The following is a 25,735-nucleotide window of genomic DNA, read 5'->3' on the forward strand; positions in this document are numbered from 1 at the left end:
TACGCCCCATGGACGCTCTTGTACCTGATCGTCGTTCGCGCAAGGCCAGCGGCCCCGGAATGAACTCACTTAGGTTCCGAGCGACAGGCCTCGGTAAAGTTCACGTGGATGTGCCCGGACCTTTGGTGGAATCAATTCCTGTGCGCGGTGGTCAATCCACTTAAGCACGACTTGCGCCATCTGCCACTGGAGGCTTCAACGATGAGTATCCCAATCCCGGCTGAAACGCCTGATCCGAATATCGACAGCCCGACGATTCCACCGACAGAGCCTACGCCGGTGCCCGAGCAGGAGCCGCCGGGGACAACACCGCCAGCGCGGGAAGATCCGCCGGAGACCATGCCGCCGGTGATCGTTGTGCCGGCGTGATGACGGCTCTAATACGCCCTCGCCACGTTGTAGGAGCTAGCTTGCTCGCGAAGATCGTCAACGTTAACGCCGCAAGCTTGAACCCCAAGGCGAGGTCGGGCGTTTCGCGAGCAAGCACGTTCCTACAAGGTTTTTTCCCAGAACGGTGTAGTACCGATCCTGTAGTGACTTTTCCCACTATCGAATGCTTTACGAAATCCCCTTGCATGCTCTTAGATACCCCAGTCCCTTAAGTCAGAGCATCCAGCCATGTCATCAATATTTTTCAGTGTCAGCAGCTTTACAGAAAGCGTGAGCGCACCACGATCTGCGCTCAACCGTGAATCACTGAACGACGGCTGGCCTGAAAGTGAAACTATTCAACTACGAGCTACTTTATTTCATGATCGATCGCGAGCAACCGGAAAAGGCCGTCAAGAGCTCACTCGCTCACGACATTGACCTGCGTTATCGGAGCTTCGATTTCTCCCAAAACGAGTTGGTAAATGAAAACCATTGGGACGTCCAATCGGCATTGAATATGGCCGAACCTGAACCGGCATCTGAACGGGCACCTAATAGTCGCTAAGGTTTATCTTCCGAATCGCTTTTTTCGAGCATCCTCACAATCCTCGGCATCACACTAAAGATCACCAACGCCAGCAACGTACTGAATACCGCCGTCGCCTCACGCCCCAACCCGGCGGAAACACCAATGGCTGCGGTCATCCACAACCCGGCGGCAGTGGTCAGGCCTTTCACGTGGCCCTCATCGCCTTCCTGGTTTTTCAGGATGGTCCCGGCGCCGAGAAAACCGATCCCGGCGATCACCCCCTGCACCACACGACTCATGGCATCGGCCTGAGCGCCGGACATTTGCGGCACCAGCACGAACAATGCGGCACCCAGTGCGACCAGCATATGTGTTCGCACTCCGGCGGCTTTGCCCTTGTGTTCACGCTCGAAGCCCAAAATTCCGCCCAAAATCGCCGCTATCAGCAATCTGACGGTAATTCTTGTCAGTTGTGCGGCGTCGCCGATGTCGGCGAACTCCGCTTGCAGCGTCACCCAAACCTCATGCCACCAGGCGTTCATGGTGCGATCCTTGTCAATGCTCGATAGAGGATGGACCGCGCCGACCATTAATCGGTTGCACAGAACGATGGCGGCGGGATGTGCCCTAACAGTTAAGAATCCGCAGAAAAAAGGACCTCTCCATGACTGTGCGCATCGAAAATCAGACTTGCTTCTTTTCCACGGAGAACGGCGAAGAAATTCGTCTGTGTCCCGACGTCACCATCGTCACCGACGGCGCCAAAGCCATGTCAGCGGTGGACATCAACGGCCAGCGCATCTACATCACCGAAGCAGAAGCCGATGCATTGACCGTAGCAGGTGCCGTTGACGGTCGCCGGCATTTGAAGGCCACCGACAGTGATTCGGTGATTTGACTGACCCGGATCAACATCGCGCGCGGGTGCCTGATATAGGCGCCCGCGCCCCGTTCTGACGGGTGCATCAACTTGTCGCAGGGTGTCACTCAACGCCCATCTGATCCGCTTTTTATTGCGATACCTGAGTCTGTTATGCAAACAGATCGCCGCTCATAGTGCTCGTGCCTGATGGAGGCTGATGAGCGAAAGACCATGAGCGAGAGAATCCCCGTCCGAACCGTAGAACCCGACTCATTTATAAAAAATGAGCCTTCGCGTCCAAAAACGAAGGCCAAATCCAGCGACAACCTGATCCACACCCGCAGCTTCACCGGCCTGTTCCGCACCTTGCGTTTGAGCGGGGCAGGATTTCTGTTTCTGCTGTTTTTCGGCACCGTATGGTTGAACTGGGGCGGCCGTCAGGCAGTGCTCTGGGACCTTTCCGAGAGCAAATTCCACATCTTCGGTGCGACCTTCTGGCCACAGGACTTCATCCTCCTGTCGGCGCTGTTGATCATTGCCGCGTTCGGTCTGTTTGCAATCACCGTGTTTGCTGGCCGAGTCTGGTGCGGCTACACCTGCCCGCAGAGCTCCTGGACCTGGATCTTCATGTGGTGCGAGAAGATCACCGAAGGCGAGCGCAACCAGCGAATCAAGCTGCAAGCCGCGCCTTGGAGCTTGAATAAACTGATGCGCCGCTCGGCCAAGCACACCTTGTGGCTGGCGATCAGTGTGCTGACGGGGCTGACATTTGTCGGTTACTTCACGCCGATCCGGCCGCTGGCCGAAGAACTGCTGACCTTGCAGATGAGCGGTGTCAGCCTGTTCTGGGTGCTGTTCTTCACCGGCGCCACATACATCAACGCCGGTTGGCTGCGCGAAGCGGTGTGCATGCACATGTGCCCGTATGCGCGGTTCCAGAGTGTGATGTTCGACAAAGACACCCTGACCATTTCCTACGATGTCGCCCGCGGTGAAAACCGTGGCCCGCGCAAACGTGACGTGAAACCTGTCGACGCCGGCCTCGGTGACTGCATTGATTGCCAACTGTGTGTGCAGGTCTGCCCGACCGGCATCGACATTCGCGATGGCTTGCAGATGGAATGCATCGGGTGCGCCGCGTGTATCGACGCCTGTGATTCGATCATGGACAAAATGGGCTATGCCCGCGGGCTGATCAGCTACACCTCGGAGCATGAGTTGCAGGGTGGCAAGACGCATCTGCTGCGGCCACGGCTGATCGGCTACACCGCGGTGTTGCTGGTGATGATCGGCGCCCTCGCCCTCGCGCTGGTGGAACGGCCGATGGTGTCGCTGGACGTCAGCAAGGACCGTGGCCTGTTCCGCGAGAACAGCCAGGGGCAGATCGAAAACATCTACAGCTTGAAAGTCATCAACAAGACCCAGCAACGTCAAGACTACCGATTGACCCTGGTCGATGGCGACGGCTTCCAGCTGCAAGGCAGGACCGAGCTGAGCCTGGCCCCGGGCGAAATTGTTGACGTGCCGGTGTCCGTGGCGATGACCACCGAACGCCCGAGCAGCAGTTCGCAGAGCATCAGTTTCAAGATCGTCGACAGCGATGAACCTGATGTTTATAGCGTGGCCAACAGCCGGTTTGTTGCGCCGATGAACCGTTGATCCCTTAGACTGCATCGCCAGCAAGCCGGCGCCTACAGATTGCGCAGACCTGCAGGAGCCGACTTGCTGGCGATGAAGCCCCCCCCAATTTCTCTGCATACCGCAACGCCAGGGCACTCGATGAAACGCTACGAAAAATTCGCCGACGACATCGCTGAACTGATCCGCTCCGGCGTCCTCGGCCCCGGCCAGCGCGTGCCCTCGGTGCGCTACGCCAGCCAGACCTACGGCGTCAGCCCGTCCACGGTGTTTCAGGCCTATTACCTGCTGGAACGCCGCGGCCTGATCCGCGCCCGCCCGCGTTCCGGCTACTTCGTCAACACCCACGCACCGAGCCCGTTTTCAGAACCAGTGATCAGCAGCCAGGTCAACGAATCCACCGAAGTCGACGTTAGCGAACTGGTGTTCTCGGTCCTCGACTCGATCAAAGACCCCAACACCGTCCCCTTCGGCTCGGCGTTCCCCAGCCCGTCCCTGTTTCCCTTGCAACGGCTGTCCCGTTCCCTGGCCAGCGCCGCCCGGGAGATGGACCCGCGCATGGTCGTCACCGACATGTCGCCGGGCAACCCGCAACTGCGCCGGCAAATCGCCCTGCGCTACATGGTCGGCGGGCTGATGTTACCCATGGAAGAACTGCTGATCACCAACGGCGCGCTGGAAGCGCTGAACCTGTGCCTGCAAGCCGTCACTGAACCCGGCGATCTGGTGGCAATCGAAGCCCCGGCGTTCTACGCCTGCCTGCAAATCCTCGAACGGCTGAAACTCAAAGCCGTGGAAATCCCCGTACACCCCCGCGACGGCATCGACCTTGGCGTGCTCGCGCAAACCCTGGAACGCCACCCGATCAAGGCCTGCTGGTGCATGACCAGTTTTCAGAACCCCATGGGCGCCACCATGCCCGAGGCAAAGAAACAGGAACTCGTGGAGTTGTTGCGCAGCCATCAGGTGCCCCTGATCGAGGATGACGTTTACGCCGAACTGTATTACGGGCAACAAGCGCCGAAACCGGCGAAAGCGTTCGACACCGAAGGATTGGTGATGCATTGCGGCTCATTCGCCAAAAGCCTCGCCCCTGGCTATCGCATTGGCTGGGTGGCCGCCGGGCGCTTTGCGCAGAAGATTGAGCGACTGAAACTCATGACCTCGCTGTGCGCGTCGATGCCGGCTCAAGCGGCGATTGCCGATTACTTGCAACACGGTGGCTATGACCGGCATCTGCGCAAATTGCGTTACGCCCTGGAAGAACAGCAGAGTGCGATGCTGGCGGCGATCGCTCGCTACTTCCCGGCGCAGACTCGTGTGAGCCAACCGGCGGGCGGGTATTTTTTGTGGCTGGAATTGCCAGCGCAGATGGATTCGTTGAAGTTATTTCAGATGGCGTTGGCGCAAGGGATCAGCATTGCGCCGGGGCCGATATTTTCGCCGGCGCAGCGGTTCCGGAACTGTATTCGGCTGAACTATGGCAGCCCTTGGGATGAGGCTGCGGAGAAGGCGATGGAGACGTTGGGGCGGATTGTAAGGTCGTTTTGAACGTGACGAGCTTCCCATATCGGTGCCTCAACCGAAATCAAGGTTGAGCTGTTCGAAGTTGCCTTGCTCTACTCATCGCCCCCGCGAAGGCAGCTAGCGTATCGGCATTTTCCAACGCCGCGTCCCCTCTAAACGTAAGAGAAGTTTCGAACTTCTTTAAGGCCTCATCAAAATTATCGACCCCTGCTTTAAAAATAAGATGCGTCCGATTCCCCTCGACAAAGAAAGCTGGATCAAAGCTTGAACTTTCCATCATATGTTTCGAATCGCCCTCCATGAAAGAATACAGACAACTATCAATGTCGGCGTGCGGGATGTTATTTTCCGCTGCTTCTTTCCATTCCTGATCATTCATCCCCAAATACCAATAATCCATAGAGCGAAATATTCCACCGCCATGACTTAATTCGTGAATTATTGTGTGAGCATTGTCTTTCGTCGTGCGTTTTAAAATAACTTCCGAATTAAAATAGATTTTCTTTCTTTTGGCAGAAACAAATGTAAAAGCCGAGGTATCTGAATAGTCCCCTTCGCCTGAGAAAACCACAAATCTGTCTTGCTCGCTCTCTAAGCTTTCAATATCTGCAAGTAACTCACGATAACCATCAATCAAATAATTAACATCATCAACGCCGACGTCTCCAAAGTACAACCTGACAACCTCCACATCAAAATGACCGCCCTCCAATTCACTTACTGTATCCTTTAGTATTCCTTTCGCCGTGCCCAGCGCCGTAATCAGTGCATCAGCCACTTCGGGCAAATGCTGCCTGATATTATTCAGGCTGCGCTGGCGAATCATATGACTCACGTCGCCACGCTGTTCAACCAAAGAGTCATTAATAATTGCAGATATGGAAATACGCCCTTGCTGATCCATAAAACCAATCGGGTTATTCCGAACAAACCGGTAAAAATTCATCCCATCCACATCCCCCGCCGGATCTGGATTCAACCAGTGCAACAACCAAGTTGCGTAATAACGCGCACCGTAATAATAAAGCCCCGTTGCATCTCGCTCCTTGCCTGAATAACGAATGGTCTTGTAGCTGGTTTCCACCTCACACCGCCCCGCCAGCCACGCTGTGCCACCAAACGGGTAAAACACTTCCTGGCTGATCGGTTTTGCTTCGGCATCCACTTCAACCGCACTCGACCCCAGGTGATCGTCGAAGCAGTAGCGCAACTGATCGTTGGCCACGCCTTCAGGTGGCGGGCTGTCCCAATGCAGCAGCCGCACTGAACAGTGCCCGGCCTGAACACTGACGACCTGCAACTGCTCACCCGACGCGGTGTGGCTGTGCAATTCGATGCCCGGCAGGTAGCGCACTTCTGAGGTATGGCTGACGGATTTCGCCGCAGCACTTCGCCATTTACGCAGGCGCATGCCTTCGCTGTCGTAGACGTAGCGCTCCAGATCAGCGGCGGCATCGAGCCGCGCCACCTGGATGACCTGGGCCAATTCATTACGGCCGTTCCACTGCAACGCCTGACCGGGTTGCAGCTCCAGCAGGTTGCCGCGAACATCGAACAGCGTCGCCGGATCCGTACCCGGTCGCTGTTTGATACTGCGATTGCTGTTCGCGGCCACCTGCATGCTCAAGGTGTCGTTCTCGGCACCGAGGTGAAGGCGTTTCAACAGATTGCCCGCGGCATCGTAGTGATAGGTTTCGCTGTAGTTGCGCCAGCGGCTGGCGTCGGGTGGACCGAAGCCTTGCCACTCGGGCAATGCCGGGCCGAATGAGGGTTTCGCGGTTTCCCAACCGGTGGCTTTGATCAATTGATACAGCGTGTCGTAGCTGAACCGTCGGACCGGTTCGATGCGCTGATTGGCGAAATACTGGATCGGTAACGCCGCGTCGGCGATTTCAGTGATGTTGCCTGACGGGTCATAGCGGTAACTCAGGTGCTGCAAAAACACACCGTCCGGGTCCTGATTGGCCAGCGACAGCAGACGGCCATCGGCCGGGTCATAAGTGCAAAAGGTGCGCATGCCGTTGCCGGCCCGTTCCTGTTGCACCTGGCCGAAGGCGTTGTACTCGATGTCGTTGACCAGCGTTTCGACAGCGGTGTTTCCAGCGCGTTGCAGACAAACTTCGCGCAATTGACCGACCCGATCCTGCGCGAAGTGGCGGACATGACCCTTGGCATCGGTCTGGCTCAGCGCCTCGCCGGTCGCCGCAAAACGCCAGGCAGAATGCGCACCATCACCGGGCTCCAAGAGCTGGTTGCGTCCAGCTTCGGTGACGGGCCAGTCGGGCGAATCGAGATTGTCGAGAAAGTGCCTAACCTCAGCCAGGACCACACCCGACAGCCCATACTCGGGCAACAGCCGGCTGCCCGCCGGATCATCGTGGCGCACCGCTTGGCCGCAGCGATTGTGCAGCGCATCGTCGGGCGAAGAACTGCCCCAGGTGATCCGCTCGGCACAGCGTTCGGCTTCGGCGACGCAATGCTCAAAGATCGCCACCGGCCGCAACAACGCATCAAGTTCGCTGCGACGATGCCAGCCTCGCTGGTCCCACGCCTCAAGCGCCTGCCCCGCTGCGCCGCACAAACTCAGCTGCCAGCCCGCATCGACACTGTCGCTGCAAAGGCTCTGGCCTGAGAGGCTATACAAAGTAGACAGGTTGGGCGGCACCGAAACACCCGACTGCATCAACGCAAACAACCGGGGATCACGCTGTTGCGTGAGTCGCCCAACAGCATCGTGGAGCTGGTGCGTGACCCACGTATCAAGCGGTTCATTAACGGCGCGTCGATGATAAGCCACCGCACGAACGGCTAAACCGCGTGGCCCAATGACGCTGATTGACGGCGTGTGGCTGTGCAAATCGTGGCACTCATCTGTCAGGAGGCCACTCGCAATCTAGGTGCAGGAGCAATCAGCGTCTACTGTCAACAATGACAGTAGACAGCCATTCAACGGCCGCCACCGAGATCAACAAACGTCCCGGTCGCATACGACGCCTTATCCGACAACAACCACACAATCGCCTCCGCCACTTCATCCGGCCGGCCACCGCGCGCCATCGGTATCGCCGATTCCAGTTTGCTGACCCGGTCCGGATCGCCACTCAGCGCGTGGAAATCGGTGTAGATGTAGCCAGGCCGCACGGCGTTGACGCGGATACCTTCGCCGGCCACTTCCTTGGACAGGCCGACGGTGAAGGTGTCGAGTGCACCTTTGGAGGCCGCGTAGTCGACGTATTCGCCGGGGGCGCCCAAGCGTGCGGCCACCGAGGAGACGTTGACGATGCTGCCACCCTGGCCGCCATGTTTGGGCGACATGCGCAGGATTGCGTGCTTGGCGCAAAGGATCGGCGCGAGGACGTTGGTTTTGAGGATTTTGAGAATGCGGAATTCGGACATTTCGTCGACCCGGGACTTGTGTCCCACGGTGCCGGCGTTGTTGACCAGTGCGGTGACCCGGCCCAGTTCCGTGTCGACCCGGTGAAACAGAGCGATCACTTCGTCTTCGATGCTGACGTCGGCACGGACCGTGATCGCTTGGGCACCGAGGGCGCGGACTTGCGCGAGCACACGGTGCGCGGCTTCTTCATCGGATTGATAGTTGATGCAGATCCGATAGCCCTGTTCCGCGGCCAACAAGGCAGTAGCGGCGCCGATGCCGCGGCTGCCGCCGGTGATGACGATGACTTTGTCCATGCTGGCTGTTCCCCGTTCGAGCGTAAGCAATCGGGGGCAAGAATAACCGTCATCGGCGTTTTTTGCATGAGGTGTTGTGATGTCAGGGCGGACGCCATCACTGGCAAGCCAGCACCTACATCGGACTACGCGGTCTCGCTTCAAGCCAGCGCCAGTTTCTCCGCCCGAACAATATCGACCATGAAGCGCTCCGGCGGTTGCGGGTGCCCCAGCAAGTAACCCTGCAACGAGTCACAGCCCAGTTGGGTCAGGAAATCCTGCTGCACGTCGGTTTCCACCCCTTCGGCAACGATCCGCAAACCCAGTGCCTGGCCCAGCGCGACGATCGCAGAAACGATGGCGGCGTCGTCGCTGTCGCGTTCCAGATCGCGGACAAAACCACGGTCGATCTTCAATTCGTTGGCCGGCAAGCGCTTGAGGTACATCAAACTCGAGTAGCCGGTGCCAAAGTCATCGATGGACAGGTCGACGCCCATCGCCGAGAGTTCATTGAGCACCGTCATGCTCGCATCGGCGTCGCTCATGGCGGTGGTTTCGGTGATTTCCAGGGTCAGGCTGTTGGCCGGCAAATGGTGCGTGGCCAGGGCTTTGGCGACACTCTGAACCAGGCCTGCATGGCAGAACTGCAGGGCCGAGAGGTTCACCGCGATGCGCCAGTCGGTGTAGCCGAGCACGTACCACTCGCGCATCTGGCGGCAGGCTTCGTTGAGCACCCAGTCGCCAATCGGAATGATCAGTCCGGTTTTCTCCGCCAGCTCAATGAACTTGTCCGGCAGCAGCATGCCTTGGGTCGGGTGCACCCAACGCAACAGCGCTTCGGCGCCGACCGGCCGGCCATTGCTGGCGTCGAACTTGGGCTGGTAATAGAGGCTGAACTGTTGCTGGTCCACGGCATTACGCAGGTCTTGCAGCAATTGCAGTTGTTTGCGCGCGTTGCTGTTCATCGAGGCGTCAAAGAAGCTGTAACCGTTTTTGCCCGCACCCTTGGCGTGATACATCGCCGCGTCGGCATTCATCAGCAGTTCCTCGGCCGTTTGACCGTTACCCGGATAGAGGGCGATGCCGACACTGGCGGAAATCTGCAAATGATGTTCGGCGACGCGGAACGAGCGCGAAATCATTTCGACCTGACGGGCTGCCAGGTTCAAGGCGTCATGTTCGTCGCGCAGTTGCACCAGCAAGACAAATTCGTCGCCGCCGATTCGCGCCAGCGTGTCCTGGCTGCGCAGATCCTCGCGCAAGCGCAAGCCGACTTCCCGCAGCAGAAGGTCGCCCATGTGGTGGCCGAAGGCGTCATTGACCGGTTTGAAACCGTCCAGATCGATGAACATCAATGCAAAACAACCGCCCTGCTCCTCTACCTTCGACATAGCCTGATCGATACGGTCGGCCAGCAACACTCGATTCGGCAGGCCGGTCAGGGGGTCATGCAGCGCCAGTTGGGTGAGTTCACGATTGGCTTCGGTCAGCGAGTGGGCCAGATCGGCAGTGCGCGCCTCCAGGCGCGCATCGAGAATCGAGGTGAGCAAGGCAATGCTCAGCACCGCCATCGTGGTGATCAGTACCAGGCTGTCCAGGCCCTTGCCGTTCAAACCGCTGATCGCCGCGCCACAAAAACTGCCGTCTGGGAAACGCGCAGCGGCCATGGCGGTGTAGTGCATACCAACAATGGCAATGCCCATGATCACGGCGGCGCCGCCTCGAAGCAGGCCGACATAAGGCGTGTGCCGGCGCAGGCGAAAGGCGATCCATAACGCAGCACCCGACGCCCCGACGGCGATGAGCAGAGAGGCACTAAATAGTGTCGGGTCGTAATCGATACCCGGCTGCATGCGCATGGCGGCCATGCCGGTGTAGTGCATGGCACTGATACCAGCGCCCATCGCCAGTGCTCCAAACCCCAGTTGCCAGCCCGGCAGTTGTGGCTGGCTGACCAGCCACAGGGCAAAGCCGCAGGACAGAATCGCGGTCAGCAGCGACAGGGCCGTCAGGGTGATGTCGTAGCCGAGGTCAATGGGCAGTTCAAACGCGAGCATGCCGATGAAATGCATCGACCACACGCCGATGCCCATGGCAAAAGCCCCGCCCACCGTCCACAAATGCACAGCCCGACCTCTGGCGGTGGCAATGCGCCCGGTCATGTCGAGCGCGGTATAAGAGGCGAGAATCGCGACGCAGAGCGAAATGATAACCAGCGTGGGTGAATAGTTACCGATGAGCATTGGATTTCTCGCGACTACCCCGCCGTACTGCTTCCGTTCTCGGGGGGCGAATCGGGCGATTGTACTGACTGCGCAAAAGAACGCACTGAGAAAATTAGCAAAGGGCCATCAAGCCGATGAAACGCTTGTTTGATTGCTCGAAATATCTCTGAATAGTTGCTCCAGAGCCCCGCCTTCCCGTCGTCCCCCGCGCCCCTGCAGCAATAAGGAAATACGGGGTCAGTTGTCGAGTTCGAGCTGGCCGTCCCAGCCACCGCCCAACGCCGCGATCAATTGCACGCTGGCGATCAGTCGGCTCTGCAACAAATCCAGCATGGTCCGTTCATTGTTTAGCGCCGTGGCCTGCACCACCACCACATCCAGATAAGCAATCAACCCGGCCTTGTACTGGTTCTGGGTCAGGCGCAGGGACTCACGCGCCGCATCCAGTGCCTGTTGACGCACGGCGGATTCGTTTTCCAGGACCTTGAGCTGAACCAGATAGTTTTCCACCTCACGGAACCCGTCGAGCACGGTCTGGCGGTACTTGGCCACTGTCTCGTCATAGGCGGCTTCGCTGCGGTCAACTTCCGCCGAGCGCTGACCGCCGTCGAACAAGGTCATCGCCAGTTGCGGGCCGACCGACCAGAAGCGGTTCGGCACACTGATCCAGTTCGAAGTGGTGCTGCTGCTGTAACCGCCGTTCAAACTCAACGTGAGATCGGGATAGTAAGCCGCCTTGGCCACACCGATGTTCGCGTTGGCGGCCATGACCGAGCGCTCGGCCGAGGCGATGTCTGGGCGGCGTTCCAGCAATTGTGAAGGCAGGTTCAGCGGCACTTCGGGCAGCAGCGGGATGTCCGTCGCTTCCGCGAGGCTGAACTCGGCGGGCGGCAGTCCGATCAGCACGGCAATGGCGTTCTCGAACTGGGCGCGCTGCCAGATCAGATCGACCAACTCGGCCTCGGTGCTTTTGAGCTGAGTGGTGGCCTGAGCCACCGCGTCCTTGCCGGAAACGCCGGCGCGGTACTGGTTTTCGGTCATTTTCAGCGAGCGCTGATAGGCCTCGACCGTTGCTTGCAGCAAGCGCTTCTGCTCATCGATCACGCGCAATTGCAGGTAGTTCTGCACCAGTTCCGACTGCTGGCTCAGGCGCATCGCTGCCAGATCGGCAAAACTCGCCTCGGCGTTGGCGGTGTCGGCTTCCAGCCCACGGCGCAGCTTGCCCCAGACGTCGGCCTCCCAACTGACCCCGGCTTGGGCCGTGTAGGTGTTGCGAATACCGCTGGAGGAACTGCTCAGGCTCGAACTGCTGCTACCGGTGCCCTGGCTGGAACGGTTTTTCCCGACGGTCAGGTCCACGGTCGGAAAAAACGCACCGCGGGCACTGCGCACCAACGCCTGGGCCTGACGGTATTGGGCTTCGGACTGGGCAACCGTCTGGTTGGCGCTGTTGAGCTTCTCGATCAGCCCGTTCAATTGTTGATCACCATACAATTCCCACCAGGCACCGCGGGCCAGGGAATCGCTCGGGTTGGCCTGACGCCAACCGGCCGCTTCCTTGTACTGCACCGGCGCGGCAGCTTGCGGGCGCTGGTAATCCGGGCCGATGGCGCAGGCACTGAGCAGCGCCACGCACAGCGACAGGCTCAACAAACGCGAGCCTCGGGCCGTGATCAGCGGTGCAGACAGGTTGATAAGCGAACTGTCAGTCATAGCGGAGTTTCCAGAGCAGCATCGGTACGCACCCCACGCCATTTATTGAAACGATGGCGCAGTTTGTCGAGATAAAGGTAAACCACCGGGGTGGTGTAAAGGGTCAGCACCTGACTGAAGATCAGCCCGCCGATGATGGTCAGGCCCAGCGGCTGACGCATTTCTGCACCTTCAGCACGGCCCAGCAGCAGCGGCAACGCCCCGAGGATCGCCGCCAGCGTGGTCATCAGAATCGGCCGCAGACGTTGCAGGCAGGCGCTGCGGATCGACTCCAGCGGTTCCAGGCCCTGGTGCCGCTCGAGTTGCAATGCGAGGTCAATCATTAGAATGGCGTTCTTCTTCACCACCCCGATCAGCAAAAACAGCCCGAGCAACGAGATCAGGCTGAACTCACCGCCCAATGCATAGATCGACAGCAATGCGCCGACCCCGGCCGACGGCAACGTTGAGAGAATCGTCAGCGGGTGAATGTAGCTTTCATACAGCACGCCCAGCACCAGATACACCGCCACCAGCGCGCCAAGAATCATCCACGGCTGGCTCTTCTGCGTCGCGGCGAAAGCGTCGGCCGTCCCGGCCATTTTCACGATCACATCTTCCGGCATGCCAAGTTTGGCAATCGCCCGTTCGATGGCCGCGGTGCCCTGCTCCACCGTCACGCCTTCAGCCATATCGAAGGCAATGCTTTCGGAGGCGAACTGACCTTCGTGGCTGACGCGGTCGTCTTCAAGGCTGTTTTCGTAATGGGCGATGGTCGATAGCGGAATCCGCGCGCCATCGGCGGTGATCACCTGAACCTGCTTGAGGGTGATCGGGTCCTGGGCGTATTTAGGATTGACCTCCATGACTACCTGATATTGGTTGAGGCTGTCGTAGATCGTCGAAATCTGCCGCTGGCTGTAGGCGTTGTTCAGCACGGCGGTGACCATGTCCATATCGACGCCGAGGCGCTTGGCCTGATCGCGATCGACGATCAAGGTCACTTGTTGCGCGCCGCGTCCTTCACGGGCATCAATCGCGGTCAGCTCCGGCAACGCCTTGAGCGCGGTGACGACTTTCGGGTACCACTGGCGTAACTCGCCAAGGTCGGCGCTTTGCAGGATGTAGGAATACTGCGAGGAGGTCTGTTCACGACCACCGCCAAACTGCAGGTCCTGATCCGCCATGAGCATCAACTGGGCGCCGGCGACTTTGGGCATTTCCTTGCGCAGGCGCTCGATGACTTTTTGCGCAGATACGCCCCGCTCCTTGATTGGCTTCAGACGCACCAGCATGAAGGCGTTGTTGGTGCCGTTAGTGCCGCCGATGAACCCGGCGACGCTTTCCACCGCCTCGTCCTTGAGCACGGCACGGCGGAAGATTTCCATTTTTGGCTGCATCACGCTGAATGAAAGACCATCATCGCCGCGCACGAAACCGATCAGTTGGCCGGTGTCTTGCTGAGGTAAAAATGTTTTAGGAACAACCACATACAACGCAATGTTAACGCCAACTGTCACAATCAGGCTGAGCAACGTCAGACGACGGTGGCGCAGCACCCAGTCAAGGCTGGTGGCGTATTTGCCGACCATCCACTCGTTGGCGCGCTGACTCCAGCGCTGCAGACGGTTTTCCTGTCCTGGCGTATGTGGCTTGAGCCAGCGGGCGCACAGCATCGGCGTCAGGGTCAGCGAGACCACCAGCGAGACCACGATGGACGCGGCCAGCGTGATGGAAAACTCACGGAACAGGCTTTCGATGATGCCGCCCATGAACAGGATCGAGAGGAACACCGCCACCAGCGAGACGTTCATCGACAGCAGCGTAAAGCCGACTTCCTGAGCCCCGAGGTAGGCGGCCTTCATCGGCGGCACGCCTTCGTCGATGTGCCGGGTGATGTTCTCCAGCACCACGATGGCATCGTCCACCACCAGCCCGGTGGCCAGAATCAGTGCCATCAGCGACAGGTTATTCAGCGAAAACCCGTACAGGTACATCACCGCGAAGGTGCCGACCAGCGACACTGGCACCGCGAGGGTCGGAATCAGCGAGGCGCGGAAGTTACCGAGAAACAGAAACACCACCAGAATCACCAGCGCCACAGCGATCAGCAGGGTCATTTCCGCTTCGTGCAGGGTTGCCTTGATCACTGGCGAGCGGTCCATGGCCAGGTTCAGTTTGACGCTGGCCGGCAGCACGGCTTGCAACGCCGGGAGCTGGGCCTTGATCTCGTTGACCGTCTCGATGATGTTGGCGCCGGCCTGGCGGTTGATCACCAGCAGCACCGCCGCGTCGTCGTTGAAGAAACCGCTGTTGTAGCGGTCTTCGACGCCGTCGCTGACTTTGGCCACATCCTTCAGGCGCAGGGCTGCGCCGCCGTTGTAGTGAATGATCAGCGACTCGTAATCCTTGGCCTTTTCCAGTTGATCGTTGGCCTGAACCTGCCACAAGCGCTGGCCGTCTTCGACCGAGCCTTTCGGCCGGCGCACGTTGGCGTTGGCGATGGTGTTGCGCACATCGTCCAGCGCCACGCCGTACTGGTTGAGCGCTTGCGGTTCGAGTTCGATACGCACCGCCGGCAAGGAGCTGCCGCCGATCTGCACTTCACCGACGCCCTGCACCTGAGACAGGCTCTGCGACAGGATCGTCGAGGCCAAATCGTAGAGCTGGCCCTTTTCCAGCACGTCCGAGGTCAGCGACAGCACCATGATCGGCGCCTGGGACGGGTTGACCTTCTTGTACGTCGGCATGCTGCGCATCCCGCTTGGCAGCAGGTTACGCGAGGCATTGATCGCCGCTTGCACTTCCCGCGCCGCGCCGTTGATGTCGCGATCGAGGTCGAATTGCAGAATCACCCGGGTCGAGCCCTGGCTGGAGCGGCTGCTCATGGTGTTGACCCCGGCGATGGCGCCGAAGGAACGTTCGAGCGGCGTGGCCACGGTCGAGGCCATCACCTCGGGGCTCGCACCGGGCAGACTGGCCTGGACCACGATCACCGGGAAGTCCATTTGCGGTAGCGGCGACACCGGCAGCAAACCGAAGCTCACCCCGCCCAGCAGCATGATCGCCAGGCTCAGCAACAGGGTGGCGACCGGGCGCTTGATGAAAGGTCCGGAGAGGTTCATGGCTGTTCGACCACTTCCACGGGCTCGGACTGACGGCCCCAGCGCCGACCGAGGCGGTCGAAGTACAGGTAAATCACCGGTGTAGTGAACAGCGTCAGCACTTGACTCACCAACAAACCACCGACCATCACCAGACCCAAGGGTTGACGCAACTCAGCGCCGGAACCGGTGGCGAGCATCAACGGCACCGCGCCAAACAACGCCGCCAGCGTGGTCATCAGAATCGGCCGGAACCGCAGCAATGCCGCCTGATAGATCGCCGTCTCCGGGTCCATGCCCTGGTTACGCTCAGCGTCGAGGGCGAAGTCGATCATCATGATCGCGTTCTTCTTCACGATACCAATCAGCAGGATGATGCCGATGATCGCGATCATCCCCAGGTCATTGCCACTCAACAGCAACGCCAACAAGGCGCCGACCGCCGCCGAGGGCAAGGTCGAGAGAATGGTGATCGGGTGGATGTAGCTCTCATAGAGCACGCCGAGCACGATGTACATGGTCACCACCGCCGCCAGAATCAGCAGCAAGGTGCTCGACAACGACGCCTGGAACGCTTCGGCCGCCCCCTGGAACTGGGTCTGCACGCCAATCGGCATGCCGATGTCCTTTTGCACTTGCTCGATGATTTCCACCGCATGCCCCAGCGCCACGCCGGGCGCGAGGTTGAAGGACATCATCACCGCCGGGAACTGGCCGATGTGGGTAATCGCCAGCTGCGCCTGACGTTCCTCGATGTTCGCCAGGCTGGACAGGCGCACTTGCCCGCCATCGGTGGTCTTGACGTGAATCTGGTTCAGCGCGTCCGGGCCGATTTTCTCGCCGGACTGCGACTGCAGGACCACGCGGTACTGGCTGGCCTGGGTGTAAATGGTCGAAATCTGTCGTTGGCCGAAGGCGTCGTACAGCGCATCGGTGATGTTCGACACCGATACGCCGACCCGCGACGCGGCATCGCGGTCGATCACCAGATAGACCTGCAAGCCTTTGTCCTGAAGGTCGCTGGCGACATCGGTCAGCTCCGGTCGTTGCGCCAATGCTTCGACCAGGCGACCGCTCCACAGGCTGAGCAACTCTGAATCCGGTGAGGACATGCTGAATTGGTACTGCGTGCGGCTGACCCGGTCTTCGATGGTCAGATCCTGCACCGGCTGCATGAACAGACGGATACCGACCAGTTTGTCCAGCTCCGGTTGCAGGCGGGCGATGACCTCGGTCGCGCTCAAGTCACGATTGCTGTGGGATTTGAGGTTGATCAGCAAACGGCCGCTGTTCAACGTCGAGTTATCGCCATCGACGCCAATATAGGACGACAGACTCTCGACGGCCGGATCCGCCAGAATCACCTTCGCCAGTTCCTGCTGCCGCTCACTCATCGCCGCAAAGGAAATCGACTGCGGCGCCTCGGAAATGCCCTGAATCACCCCAGTGTCCTGCACCGGGAAGAAGCCCTTGGGCACGACCATATAAAGGAACACGGTCAACGCGAGGGTGCCGATCGCTACCAGCAACGTCAGCGGCTGATGCTTGAGAACCCACTTTAACTTGCGCCCGTAAGCCGCGATCATCCAATCAATTGTGGCGCCACTGGCCCGATAGAAACGGCCCTGTTCTTCTTCCTTGGGCTCACGCTTGAGCAGCCGTGCGCACATCATCGGCGTGAGGGTCAACGACACGACCAGGGAAATCAGGATCGCCACCGCCAACGTGATCGCAAACTCGCGGAACAGGCGCCCCACCACGTCGGCCATGAACAGCAGCGGGATCAGTACGGCGATCAGCGACAGCGTCAGGGAAATCAGGGTAAAGCCAATCTGCTTGGCGCCCTTGAGCGCCGCGTTCAACGGGCTGTCACCCTCTTCGATGAAGCGGGAAATGTTCTCCAGCATGACGATTGCATCGTCCACCACGAAACCGGTGGCGATGGTCAGCGCCATCAGGGTCAGGTTGTTTACCGAGAAACCGGCGAGGTACATCACGCCGAAAGTGCCGATCAACGACAGCGGCACGGCCACCGACGGAATGATCGTGGCGCTGGCCCGGCGCAAGAACAGGAACGTGACCATCACCACCAGCGCGATGGCGATCAGCAGTTCGTGTTGCACATCGGTGACGGAGGCGCGGATGGTCTGGGTGCGGTCGGTCAGCACCGTGACCTCGAGGCCCGCCGGCAGGTTGTCGGTGATGCTCGGCAGCAACGCCTTGATCCGGTCGACTACTTCGATGACGTTGGCGCCGGGCTGGCGCTGGATGTTCAGCAATACGGCCTGGTTTTCATTGGCCCACGCCGCCAGGCGTTCGTTCTCCGCGCCATCGACGATTTCGGCGACGTCCTTGAGCCGCAACGGCGCGCCGTTGGCGTAGGCCAGGATCAGGTTGGCGTAATCCTTGGGCGAGGTCAGTTGATCGTTGGCATCGAGCATCGAGACCCGGGTCGGGCCGTCGAAGTTGCCTTTGGGCTGGTTGACGTTGGACGCACCGATCAGAGTGCGCACGTCCGACAGGTTCAAACCGTTAGCCGCGAGGGCTTCGGGGTTGACCTTGATCCGCACCGCCTGACGTTGACCACCGGCAATGCTGACCATGCCGACGCCGCTGATCTGGGCAATTTTCTGCGCCATGCGCGTATCGACCAGGTCATTGAGCTTGGGCAGCAACATGGTTTTGGAGGTGATGGCCAGGGTCAGCACCGGGGTATCCGCCGGGTTGACCTTGTTGTACACCGGCGGCGCCGGCAGGTCCTTGGGTAGCAGATTGGTCGCGGCGTTGATCGCGGCTTGCACCTGCTGCTCGGCCACGTCCATGTTGATGTCGAGGCTGAACCGCAGGGTCAGCACCGAAGCGCCACCTGAACTGGTCGAGGCCATTTGGGTAAGGCCCGGCATTTGCCCGAACTGACGCTCGAGCGGTGCGGTGACGGCGCTGGTCATGACGTCCGGGCTGGCGCCTGGATAGAGGGTCATCACGCGAATGGTCGGGTAATCGACCTGCGGCAACGCCGACACCGGCAACAGCCGATAGGCGATCACGCCGGCCAGAATAATGGCCAGCATGCTCAGGGTCGTGGCGACCGGGCGAAGGATGAACAGCCGCGAGATGTTCATGCGCCGCCCTTTTTCGCCTTGTCGGTGGTCGCCGGTTCAGTCGCGTTGACCGCCGATTTGCCTTGCAGGTGCCCGGTCGGGGTGGTCGGCACATCCTGGGTGTCGTTGACCACTTCCACTTCGCTGCCTTCCTTCAGGCGGTCGGTGCCTTCCAGGACGACACGATCGCCGGCGGCCAGGCCTTCGGTGATCACGGTGTTGTCACCGTCGCTGGCGCCGACCTTCAACTGGCGGATCGTGACTTTCTTGTCACCATCCATCGCATAGACGAAGGTACCGTTGGTGCCGAATTGAATCGCTGCCGAAGGTGCGAGTATCACGCCCTTGAGGGTGTCCGCCAGCAGGTGGACGTTGACGAACTGATTGGGGAACAGCGCCTGGTCACGGTTATCGTAGCGCGCCTTGAACTTCAGGGTGCCAGTGGTGACGTCGATCTGGTTGTCGAGGCTCTGCAATACGCCGGTGGCCTGGATTTTGGTGTCGCCCCGGTCCCACGCTTCGGCGGGCAGTTTGGCGCCGCTACGATAGCGGGCCAGCACCACGTCGAGGCTGTTTTCCGGCAAGGTGAAAGCCACGCTGATCGGTTGGGTCTGGGTGATGATCGCCAGCGCCGTGGTGTCGTTGGCGGCCACCAGGTTGCCGACGTCAAGCTGACGCAGGCCCACACGACCGGTGATCGGCGCACGGATTTTGGTGAATTCGAGATTGAGCTTGGCGTCGTTGACCGCGGCCTGATTGGTCTTGACCGTGCCTTGGTACTGGCCGACCAGCGCTTCGGCGGTGTCCAGGGTTTGCTTGGCGATGCTGTCTTCGCGGTACAGACCGCGATAACGCTCGACATCGACCTGAGCGTTTTTCAGTTGCGCCTGATTCTGCAACAAGGTGCCTTCGGCCTGCAGCAAGGCATTCTGATAAGAACGCGGGTCGATTTCCGCCAGCAAGTCACCGGCCTTGACCATCTGCCCTTCTTCGAACGACACCTTGATCAGCTCGCCGCCCACCCGGCTGCGCACATTGATGGTGTTCAGCGCCGTCACGGTGCCCAGCGCCTTGTAATACAAAGGGAAATCCCCCTTGACCGCTGGCGCCACACGCACCGGAACCGGCCCGCTCGCCCCGCCAAAACCGGGACGCATCCCCCCTGCCTTGCCGGTGTGCCCGGCCACGGCTTTTTGCCCGGCGCCTTCTTTTGGCACAGCGCTGCCAGGCCAGAATTTCCAGCACAGGCCAGCGATGACCAACAGGACAAGCAGGCCGAACAGCCAGCGACGAGGACTACGGGAAGCGGAGGATTGCATTGAATGATCAACCATTGGGCGCGTGGGCTTCTTCTACGGGAGGCTGAACGATAAGCACTGGCGGGTATTTAGCAAAGCGCCTTTACCGGCAATTTACCTTCGGCTTACGTAACAGGAGATTTTTCTAAGACACTGAAGCACAAATGAAAACGGCCTGGACAGAGCCAGGCCGTTAACAATTGTAAAGGTATGCTTATTTCAGAACAGCGAGTGCCGCTTCGTAGTTCGGTTCTTCAGCGATTTCCTTGACCAGTTCGCTATGCAGCACGTTGTCGTTCTCGTCCAGCACCACCACGGCACGGGCGGTCAGGCCTTTGAGCGGACCATCGGCAATCGCCACGCCGTAGTTCTCGATGAACTCGGCACCGCGCAGAGTCGACAGGTTCTGCACGTTTTCCAGGCCTTCAGCGCCGCAGAAACGGGCCTGGGCGAACGGCAGGTCAGCGGAGATGCACAGCACCACGGTATTGGCGACGTCATTGGCCTGGGCGTTGAACTTGCGCACCGACGTGGCGCAGGTCGGGGTGTCGACACTTGGGAAGATGTTCAGCACTTTGCGCTTGCCGGCAAAGCTTGCCAGGGTCACGTCGGACAGGTTGCCGGCAACCAGGGAAAAGGCTGGCGCCTTGGAGCCGGCTTGTGGCAGTTGGCCGTTGACTTGAACCGGGTTGCCTTTAAGGGTGACTTGAGCCATGAACGGAGTCCTTCTGAACGTTGATGTGGAAAATTCGGCGAGGCAGAAGTTAACCATGGATTGCGCTGATGGCCTATGGGCGGATACAAATCGTGATAAGCCCGGGTAGGAACAACCTTGCTCGCGATAGCGGTAGAACCTTCAACGAGTAAGGGTGACTCATCACTGGAAGTCGGATCGCCGCACCGCGGCTCCTGCAACATGTTGCGATACCGTACCTTGAAAATTAATCGACTGCGTCGGCAAAGATTGCGACGGTTTGCAGTGCGCACCGGTAAAAAACCGCCCACGAGCGATGCTTGGCAAACCAGCGCATAGCTCGTGGACAACCCTGCAAACTAAACGTGCGCATCTTACATCAGACTTCCCCCCCTAACAGCGCACTATTATTTTGCTCAACTCGAATAACGATTTGATCGGCATAATCATTGAGGCCAGCAAACTTAAAGGTAAATAGGTTATCACCAGTGTACAGGTTCGGGTTTACGTCAAGTCTTATTGCTTTCGACGGACCGACAGTATAGTCAAGAGGCAAACTGGGTGAAACATGCATCATCCCGCCCCCAGCAATCTTTACTACATGCCCCACCGCCGAATCCGAAAATTGTGCAACAAAAATATGTGCCCCCTTATCATTTACTCTTGCCAAGCCAACCCCATCAACCAACTCAATGGATTGTCCAGCCACCGTGTACCAAATATCAATCTGCCTACAATCAATATATAATGAGCCACTCTGCAAAGGACAAGATACTTCAAGCCTGAACAACCCTTCGCCCAAACTTACGCAACCAACTTCCCACTCGCGACTGAGTACTTCAGAACCAAAGGCCGGAGTACTTTTTATAGTGCCGGGGGTAATTCCACTTACAATCTCACATTTCATCATTAATGGAAGCTTGTCGATCGGACTTGTAGATTTCGCCACTAACTGGATTTTTCTGGTCCTTTTCCTTAGGAAAGCGACTCCATTACCAGTAATATTTTGGCCATCAATTTTTATGTCAACCTCGTCAGCCAAGTTACTTGATAGCAATATGCAGGTCGGTAGCAGAAGAGACGTACTCATGCCTTGGGCAACCAGCTCGAGTTGGAACGTACCGCTCTTATCCGCAGGACCGGTGATGTTCCAGCTGTGGACTGTGGCGTAAGTGTCGAGGGCGGGCTCGCAAGTAAAGTCTTCGGCCCGTAGCCCCTCTCCTTTGATCCATTGCAACTTCAAAGGCAGGCGGCCTAGTGGACTGCCCGGTTTAGCAACCACTGTCAGCGTTTGGGCCTCGTTCCTGAAGAAGACTTGCCCGTCTTCCGGCTCCACGCCCCCGATCCGCACATCGGCTTCATCATTAAGATCAGTCGACAACAAGGCATTGACTGCCAGCGTGAGTGGCACGGCAATGCCCTGGCATGTAAATATCAGCTGGAAAGTACCACTGTTGTTAGATCCGATTACGTTCCAGCGATGATCCAAAGTGGGAAGTCCAAATGCATAACCGGACTTCAAATCTGCTGGATCAAGGCCGCTGGTGATCACATAGGTCAGCGTCACAGCAAGGCCTTCTATCACCGAACGGCCCTCTTTGGGCGCCAACGTAAAAAAGCGAGGCTGGCGGCGAAAGAAAAAATTGCTGTCCAACGCGACAGGTTCACCGCCAACCAGGACTTTCACTTCATCTGCGAAATTATCTGCAAGCACCCGACAGTCGTGATTCCAAGGCTGGATCACTTCCCGGCTTACAAAAACCAATGTGACTCGACCACTCTTCTCTTCGTTTGAGGTGATTTTCCATTTGAACTCTCCGGACACCGGGTCCGGTACATGCCACACATCATCTGCAGGTTCGGTATCGATGCTCAGCCCTTCATTGTTTACCAGCGTCAGCTTGAGTGTTCGAGCGATCTGCGGATCAACTTTCATAGTCACTTCATTCGCCTGTCCGCGGCGCAACACCAGAAGTGAACGCCACGCCACAGGTAGACCGTTGACTTTAAGTTCCGCTTGTTGCCAAGGACTATCGCGGTACACCTTGACTGGAAAATTGTGCTCAACCCAAGTGTCGTCATAGGGGCTAAACACCTTGGCTGTAATCGACTGCTCGCCGTCCGTTACGAAGGTGTGGCTGAACGTGCTCCAGCCCAAGTCGTTGGTGTTTCTGGTGCCTGCGGGTTCCCCACCGACGAACCACTGAACTTCGACATCTTGCAGTGATTTTTTGGTGTAGGCAGATACGACCTGAACCTCGGCAGTGACTTCATCACCGATCAATGGCGCGCCCAGCGGATTGCGTTTACCCAGGAATTCACGCAGATAATGCCCCAACCGCACCGCAATACTGCAGGGCACGGCGGTGAACTCTGTCTGTAGCCAGCAATCGAGGGCGATCTCTTCGCCGTCATCCGGGCAGTTGATCTTCCACTCAGATCCCTGCTCCGAAAAAACCTGGTAAACGCCAGGCGCGGGGACGGTCTGGAATGGAAGGGTTTGCCCGCTAGCGGGATTCACGCTGACGCCGTGCCCGACCCATGGACTGGTGGCTTCTCCAATTGCGGTGAACGTATGCCCACGTCCGCCCGAAGCGCCGTAACAAAAATAGACGGGAGATACGGGAGAGACGGGAGGAAGCTCGGCAGCTTCGATTTTAAGTTTCGAGGTCATGGCGCGTTGCCGATTGTTGGAAGTGAACAAAAAAACTGGCCACTCGACTATCGAGAAAAAGAGTTAGTGCGGGTACTGTCAGAAATGACAGCGCATAAGATCTATTTACAATAAATCTTCGGGAAAAACAGTTCCCTTGGAATAAGGGGTTTGAGCTGCTTCCGATGACAGGGCGATATCTTTGGGAAGCGCTGTCGATTTAAACGCCGGCCAAGCGACCATGCTGTGAGTCACTCACATCCCCTGGAGACACACCCATGCGATTCATGATCATTGTCAAAGCCAGCCCCGACTCCGAGGCCGGCGTGATGCCCAGCGAAGAACTGCTGACCGCGATGGGCAATTACAACGAGGAACTGGTCAAGGCCGGGATCATGCTCGCGGGAGAAGGCCTGCACCCAAGCAGTAAAGGTGCGCGTGTGCGTTTTTCCGGCGACACACGCTCGGTAGTCGACGGCCCGTTTATCGAGACCAACGAATTGATCGCCGGCTACTGGCTGTGGCAGGTGAAGTCGAAAGAGGAAGCGATCGAGTGGGTCAAGCGCTGCCCCAACCCCATGCCGGGGACCGAAGCCGAAATCGAGATTCGCCAGGTGTTCGAAGCAGAGGATTTCGGGGCCGAGTTCACGCCGCAGCTGCGGGAGCAGGAGGAGCGGCAGCGTGAGCAGTTGAACAAGCGTTGAGTACTTACGGCGGTTTTTGGGGCCCGGCGCCCTGAAAACCGTCAACTTGTATGCCGCGGCCACGAAACTGAATCAGGCGTTGTGATTGCCTGACACTCTGTTTTGCGCAGTGATTAACACTGCCTCTTGGCAGAACCACTTCAATCGAAACTTGCCGGTTTTTCCCGCAGCTCCCGTCAGGGTCCACTTATGGTTAGTCACTGCGAAAACAGCCGCAGGCTGACGGGTGACATCACCGTGGACCAGACCTTCCTCAAGCACAATGAACAACGCTACTTCCATCCCACTAATGGACCGCCAGGTTCACCGAGAGCACCCAGCCAGGAAGCCCTCAGACATTCGTTTCCTGTCAGCGACCAGAACAAAACCCAAGACTCAAACTTCAACGGTTTTTACTGAATGAGGCTGTCCACGCACATAGGTCTCCACTGAAACCGGTCCGTTAACCTGCCTCGCATCAAACTCCACGGAGCTGGCACCCAGGTTATTGGTGACGCCAGTCAAGAGCACGCCACCTCGCCAACTCCACTGGATAGCCACGCCGGGTACACGTCGGAATAGAGGAACCTGGGACAAAGTCGTCAGTGTTACTCGATTGCCTGCGGTCCCTTTGAGAATCGTCGCCAGATACAAAGCGAGATCGTGATTTCCTAACTCAAACGCTATCTCAAGACCGATTTCTGGGTCGTCCTCCAGATACACGATCATCGAAAACTTGCCATCTCGAGTGTTGCCACACACCAGATCCCAAGAAGCGCCTTCCGCTTCCAACTCTTGGGATTCGCCGGTCGATGGTTTGAGCGTCACCTCCAGTCCTTCGGGTTGGATTACCCAATCAACGACTGCGTTGAGATTGATGGATGGACTACCGGCCGCTGGTTGTATTCGGACTGGGTAACGGCTCCCTCGCACTGGATAAGCGCTACTGCGCGGATCATATTCGGCTCCGTTGAATAAGACCTTCACCTCATCCCACAGGTTAAGTGACATGACCCGGCACGGGAGTGACCAAGACTCGAGTACTTCCCTGCTCAAAAACACCAGGGTGACATGACCACTCTCGCCGTCGCTCGGGGTGAGCGTCCATTCGAACCGGCCATCGTCCGGATCTACCCAGTTTTGAAACGCAGGAGAGGCCCCGATGTTCAGCCCTCCATCTTCAGCCAGGCCCAAATAGAGCTGCTTGGCGATGGACGGCGGAGCTTCCACGCTCACCGTATTTTCCTGACCGCGGCGCAGGACGATGGCGCCGTTCCATTGCACCTCCTTGCCATTGATGATCAGTCGGACCTGTTTCCAGGGGCTTTCAACAGTGGATATGGCTTTGAATGCAACAGTCATGGCCTGGTCTCGACAATCGACGATGGGTTGAAATCCGCCCTGCAACTATCAGCAAAAAATGCTCCGCGCGGAACTGTCACAAATGACAGTTCGTTAAGGCCAATCCGAACTAAAAGGGGGGCTTTTTATGCGGATTCACACAATTGGCGGGTTTGTCGTTTCAGCGTTACGCAGCGCCAATGAATCAATCCATTCGACTGGATAACCCGCTATCAGCTGCTAACGTCCATCAGACGTGTCCTAAAGGCTTGATAGCAAAGAGATTACCAGTGACGGCCGCCAAGTGCTGAGTTGACCAATGAGCCACCAAGGAACCGGGGAAT

Annotated in this window: 16 protein-coding genes; 5 read left to right on the plus strand and 11 right to left on the minus strand. The window is 58.4% G+C overall.

Features of this window, described 5'->3' with window-relative positions:
* Window positions 1-201 precede the first annotated feature (201 nt).
* The gene (locus tag ACI77H_RS20295) at window positions 202-369 is read left to right on the plus strand and encodes a hypothetical protein (protein WP_407013506.1); all 168 of its coding nucleotides are present in this window, start codon (window positions 202-204) and stop codon (window positions 367-369) included.
* A gap of 564 nt (window positions 370-933) precedes the next feature.
* Here the strand turns inward: ACI77H_RS20295 and ACI77H_RS20300 are convergent.
* Window positions 934-1,443 (minus strand): MgtC/SapB family protein, encoded by a 510-nt coding sequence (locus ACI77H_RS20300; protein ID WP_407013508.1) that lies wholly within the window; start codon window positions 1,441-1,443, stop codon window positions 934-936.
* 122 nt (window positions 1,444-1,565) lie between these two features.
* Between ACI77H_RS20300 and ACI77H_RS20305 the strand changes: the two genes are divergently transcribed.
* From ACI77H_RS20305 to mapR, 3 genes are all read left to right on the plus strand, one after another.
* A complete protein-coding gene (locus ACI77H_RS20305; RefSeq protein WP_407013509.1) occupies window positions 1,566-1,799 on the plus strand; it encodes a DUF3203 family protein in 234 nt (77 codons plus the stop codon).
* A 195-nt stretch (window positions 1,800-1,994) separates the two neighbouring features.
* The gene (gene ccoG / locus ACI77H_RS20310) at window positions 1,995-3,422 is read left to right on the plus strand and encodes a cytochrome c oxidase accessory protein CcoG (RefSeq protein WP_407013511.1); all 1,428 of its coding nucleotides are present in this window, start codon (window positions 1,995-1,997) and stop codon (window positions 3,420-3,422) included.
* Window positions 3,423-3,542: 120 nt separating this feature from the next.
* Window positions 3,543-4,952, plus strand: a complete 1,410-nt coding sequence (gene mapR, locus ACI77H_RS20315; RefSeq protein WP_407013513.1) for a GntR family transcriptional regulator MpaR — start codon at window positions 3,543-3,545, stop codon at window positions 4,950-4,952.
* Between the two features lie 37 nt (window positions 4,953-4,989).
* On the opposite strand, the gene ACI77H_RS20320 is transcribed toward mapR, so the two are convergent.
* The 9 genes from ACI77H_RS20320 to ACI77H_RS20360 all read right to left on the minus strand — a co-directional run bounded on the left by ACI77H_RS20320 (window position 4,990) and on the right by ACI77H_RS20360 (window position 23,388).
* Window positions 4,990-7,785: an RHS repeat-associated core domain-containing protein gene (locus tag ACI77H_RS20320; RefSeq protein WP_407013515.1), complete on the minus strand. Its 2,796-nt coding sequence runs from the start codon at window positions 7,783-7,785 to the stop codon at window positions 4,990-4,992.
* Window positions 7,786-7,874: 89 nt separating this feature from the next.
* On the minus strand, window positions 7,875-8,621 hold the full coding sequence (locus ACI77H_RS20325; protein ID WP_407013517.1) for an SDR family oxidoreductase: 747 nt from the start codon (window positions 8,619-8,621) through the stop codon (window positions 7,875-7,877).
* Window positions 8,622-8,761: 140 nt separating this feature from the next.
* The gene (locus ACI77H_RS20330) at window positions 8,762-10,843 is read right to left on the minus strand and encodes a putative bifunctional diguanylate cyclase/phosphodiesterase (protein ID WP_407013519.1); all 2,082 of its coding nucleotides are present in this window, start codon (window positions 10,841-10,843) and stop codon (window positions 8,762-8,764) included.
* Window positions 10,844-11,062: 219 nt separating this feature from the next.
* Window positions 11,063-12,538, minus strand: coding sequence for an efflux transporter outer membrane subunit (locus tag ACI77H_RS20335; protein ID WP_407013520.1), 1,476 nt, complete (start codon window positions 12,536-12,538; stop codon window positions 11,063-11,065).
* Window positions 12,535-15,642 (minus strand): efflux RND transporter permease subunit, encoded by a 3,108-nt coding sequence (locus ACI77H_RS20340; protein ID WP_407013521.1) that lies wholly within the window; start codon window positions 15,640-15,642, stop codon window positions 12,535-12,537. The genes ACI77H_RS20335 and ACI77H_RS20340 overlap by 4 nt, the downstream gene beginning before the upstream one ends.
* Window positions 15,639-18,743, minus strand: a complete 3,105-nt coding sequence (locus ACI77H_RS20345; protein WP_407013522.1) for an MdtB/MuxB family multidrug efflux RND transporter permease subunit — start codon at window positions 18,741-18,743, stop codon at window positions 15,639-15,641. Before ACI77H_RS20345 ends, ACI77H_RS20340 begins: the two co-directional genes overlap by 4 nt.
* On the minus strand, window positions 18,740-20,056 hold the full coding sequence (locus tag ACI77H_RS20350; RefSeq protein ID WP_407013523.1) for an MdtA/MuxA family multidrug efflux RND transporter periplasmic adaptor subunit: 1,317 nt from the start codon (window positions 20,054-20,056) through the stop codon (window positions 18,740-18,742). Before ACI77H_RS20350 ends, ACI77H_RS20345 begins: the two co-directional genes overlap by 4 nt.
* 178 nt (window positions 20,057-20,234) lie before the next feature.
* Window positions 20,235-20,735 carry a thiol peroxidase gene (gene tpx, locus ACI77H_RS20355; RefSeq protein ID WP_008030203.1) on the minus strand — a complete coding sequence of 167 codons (501 nt, stop codon included), beginning with the start codon at window positions 20,733-20,735 and terminating at the stop codon, window positions 20,235-20,237.
* A 358-nt stretch (window positions 20,736-21,093) separates the two neighbouring features.
* Window positions 21,094-23,388 carry a hypothetical protein gene (locus ACI77H_RS20360; RefSeq protein ID WP_407013524.1) on the minus strand — a complete coding sequence of 765 codons (2,295 nt, stop codon included), beginning with the start codon at window positions 23,386-23,388 and terminating at the stop codon, window positions 21,094-21,096.
* Window positions 23,389-23,645: 257 nt separating this feature from the next.
* On the opposite strand from ACI77H_RS20360, the gene ACI77H_RS20365 reads away from it, so the two are divergent.
* The gene (locus ACI77H_RS20365; RefSeq protein WP_407013525.1) at window positions 23,646-24,071 is read left to right on the plus strand and encodes a YciI family protein; all 426 of its coding nucleotides are present in this window, start codon (window positions 23,646-23,648) and stop codon (window positions 24,069-24,071) included.
* A 375-nt stretch (window positions 24,072-24,446) separates the two neighbouring features.
* On the opposite strand, the gene ACI77H_RS20370 is transcribed toward ACI77H_RS20365, so the two are convergent.
* Complete coding sequence (locus ACI77H_RS20370; protein WP_407013526.1) at window positions 24,447-25,412, minus strand: hypothetical protein; 966 nt, start codon at window positions 25,410-25,412, stop codon at window positions 24,447-24,449.
* Between the last annotated feature and the right edge of the window lie 323 nt (window positions 25,413-25,735).

The organism is Pseudomonas sp. O230 (genome assembly GCF_045447035.1).
GTDB lineage: Bacteria > Pseudomonadota > Gammaproteobacteria > Pseudomonadales > Pseudomonadaceae > Aquipseudomonas.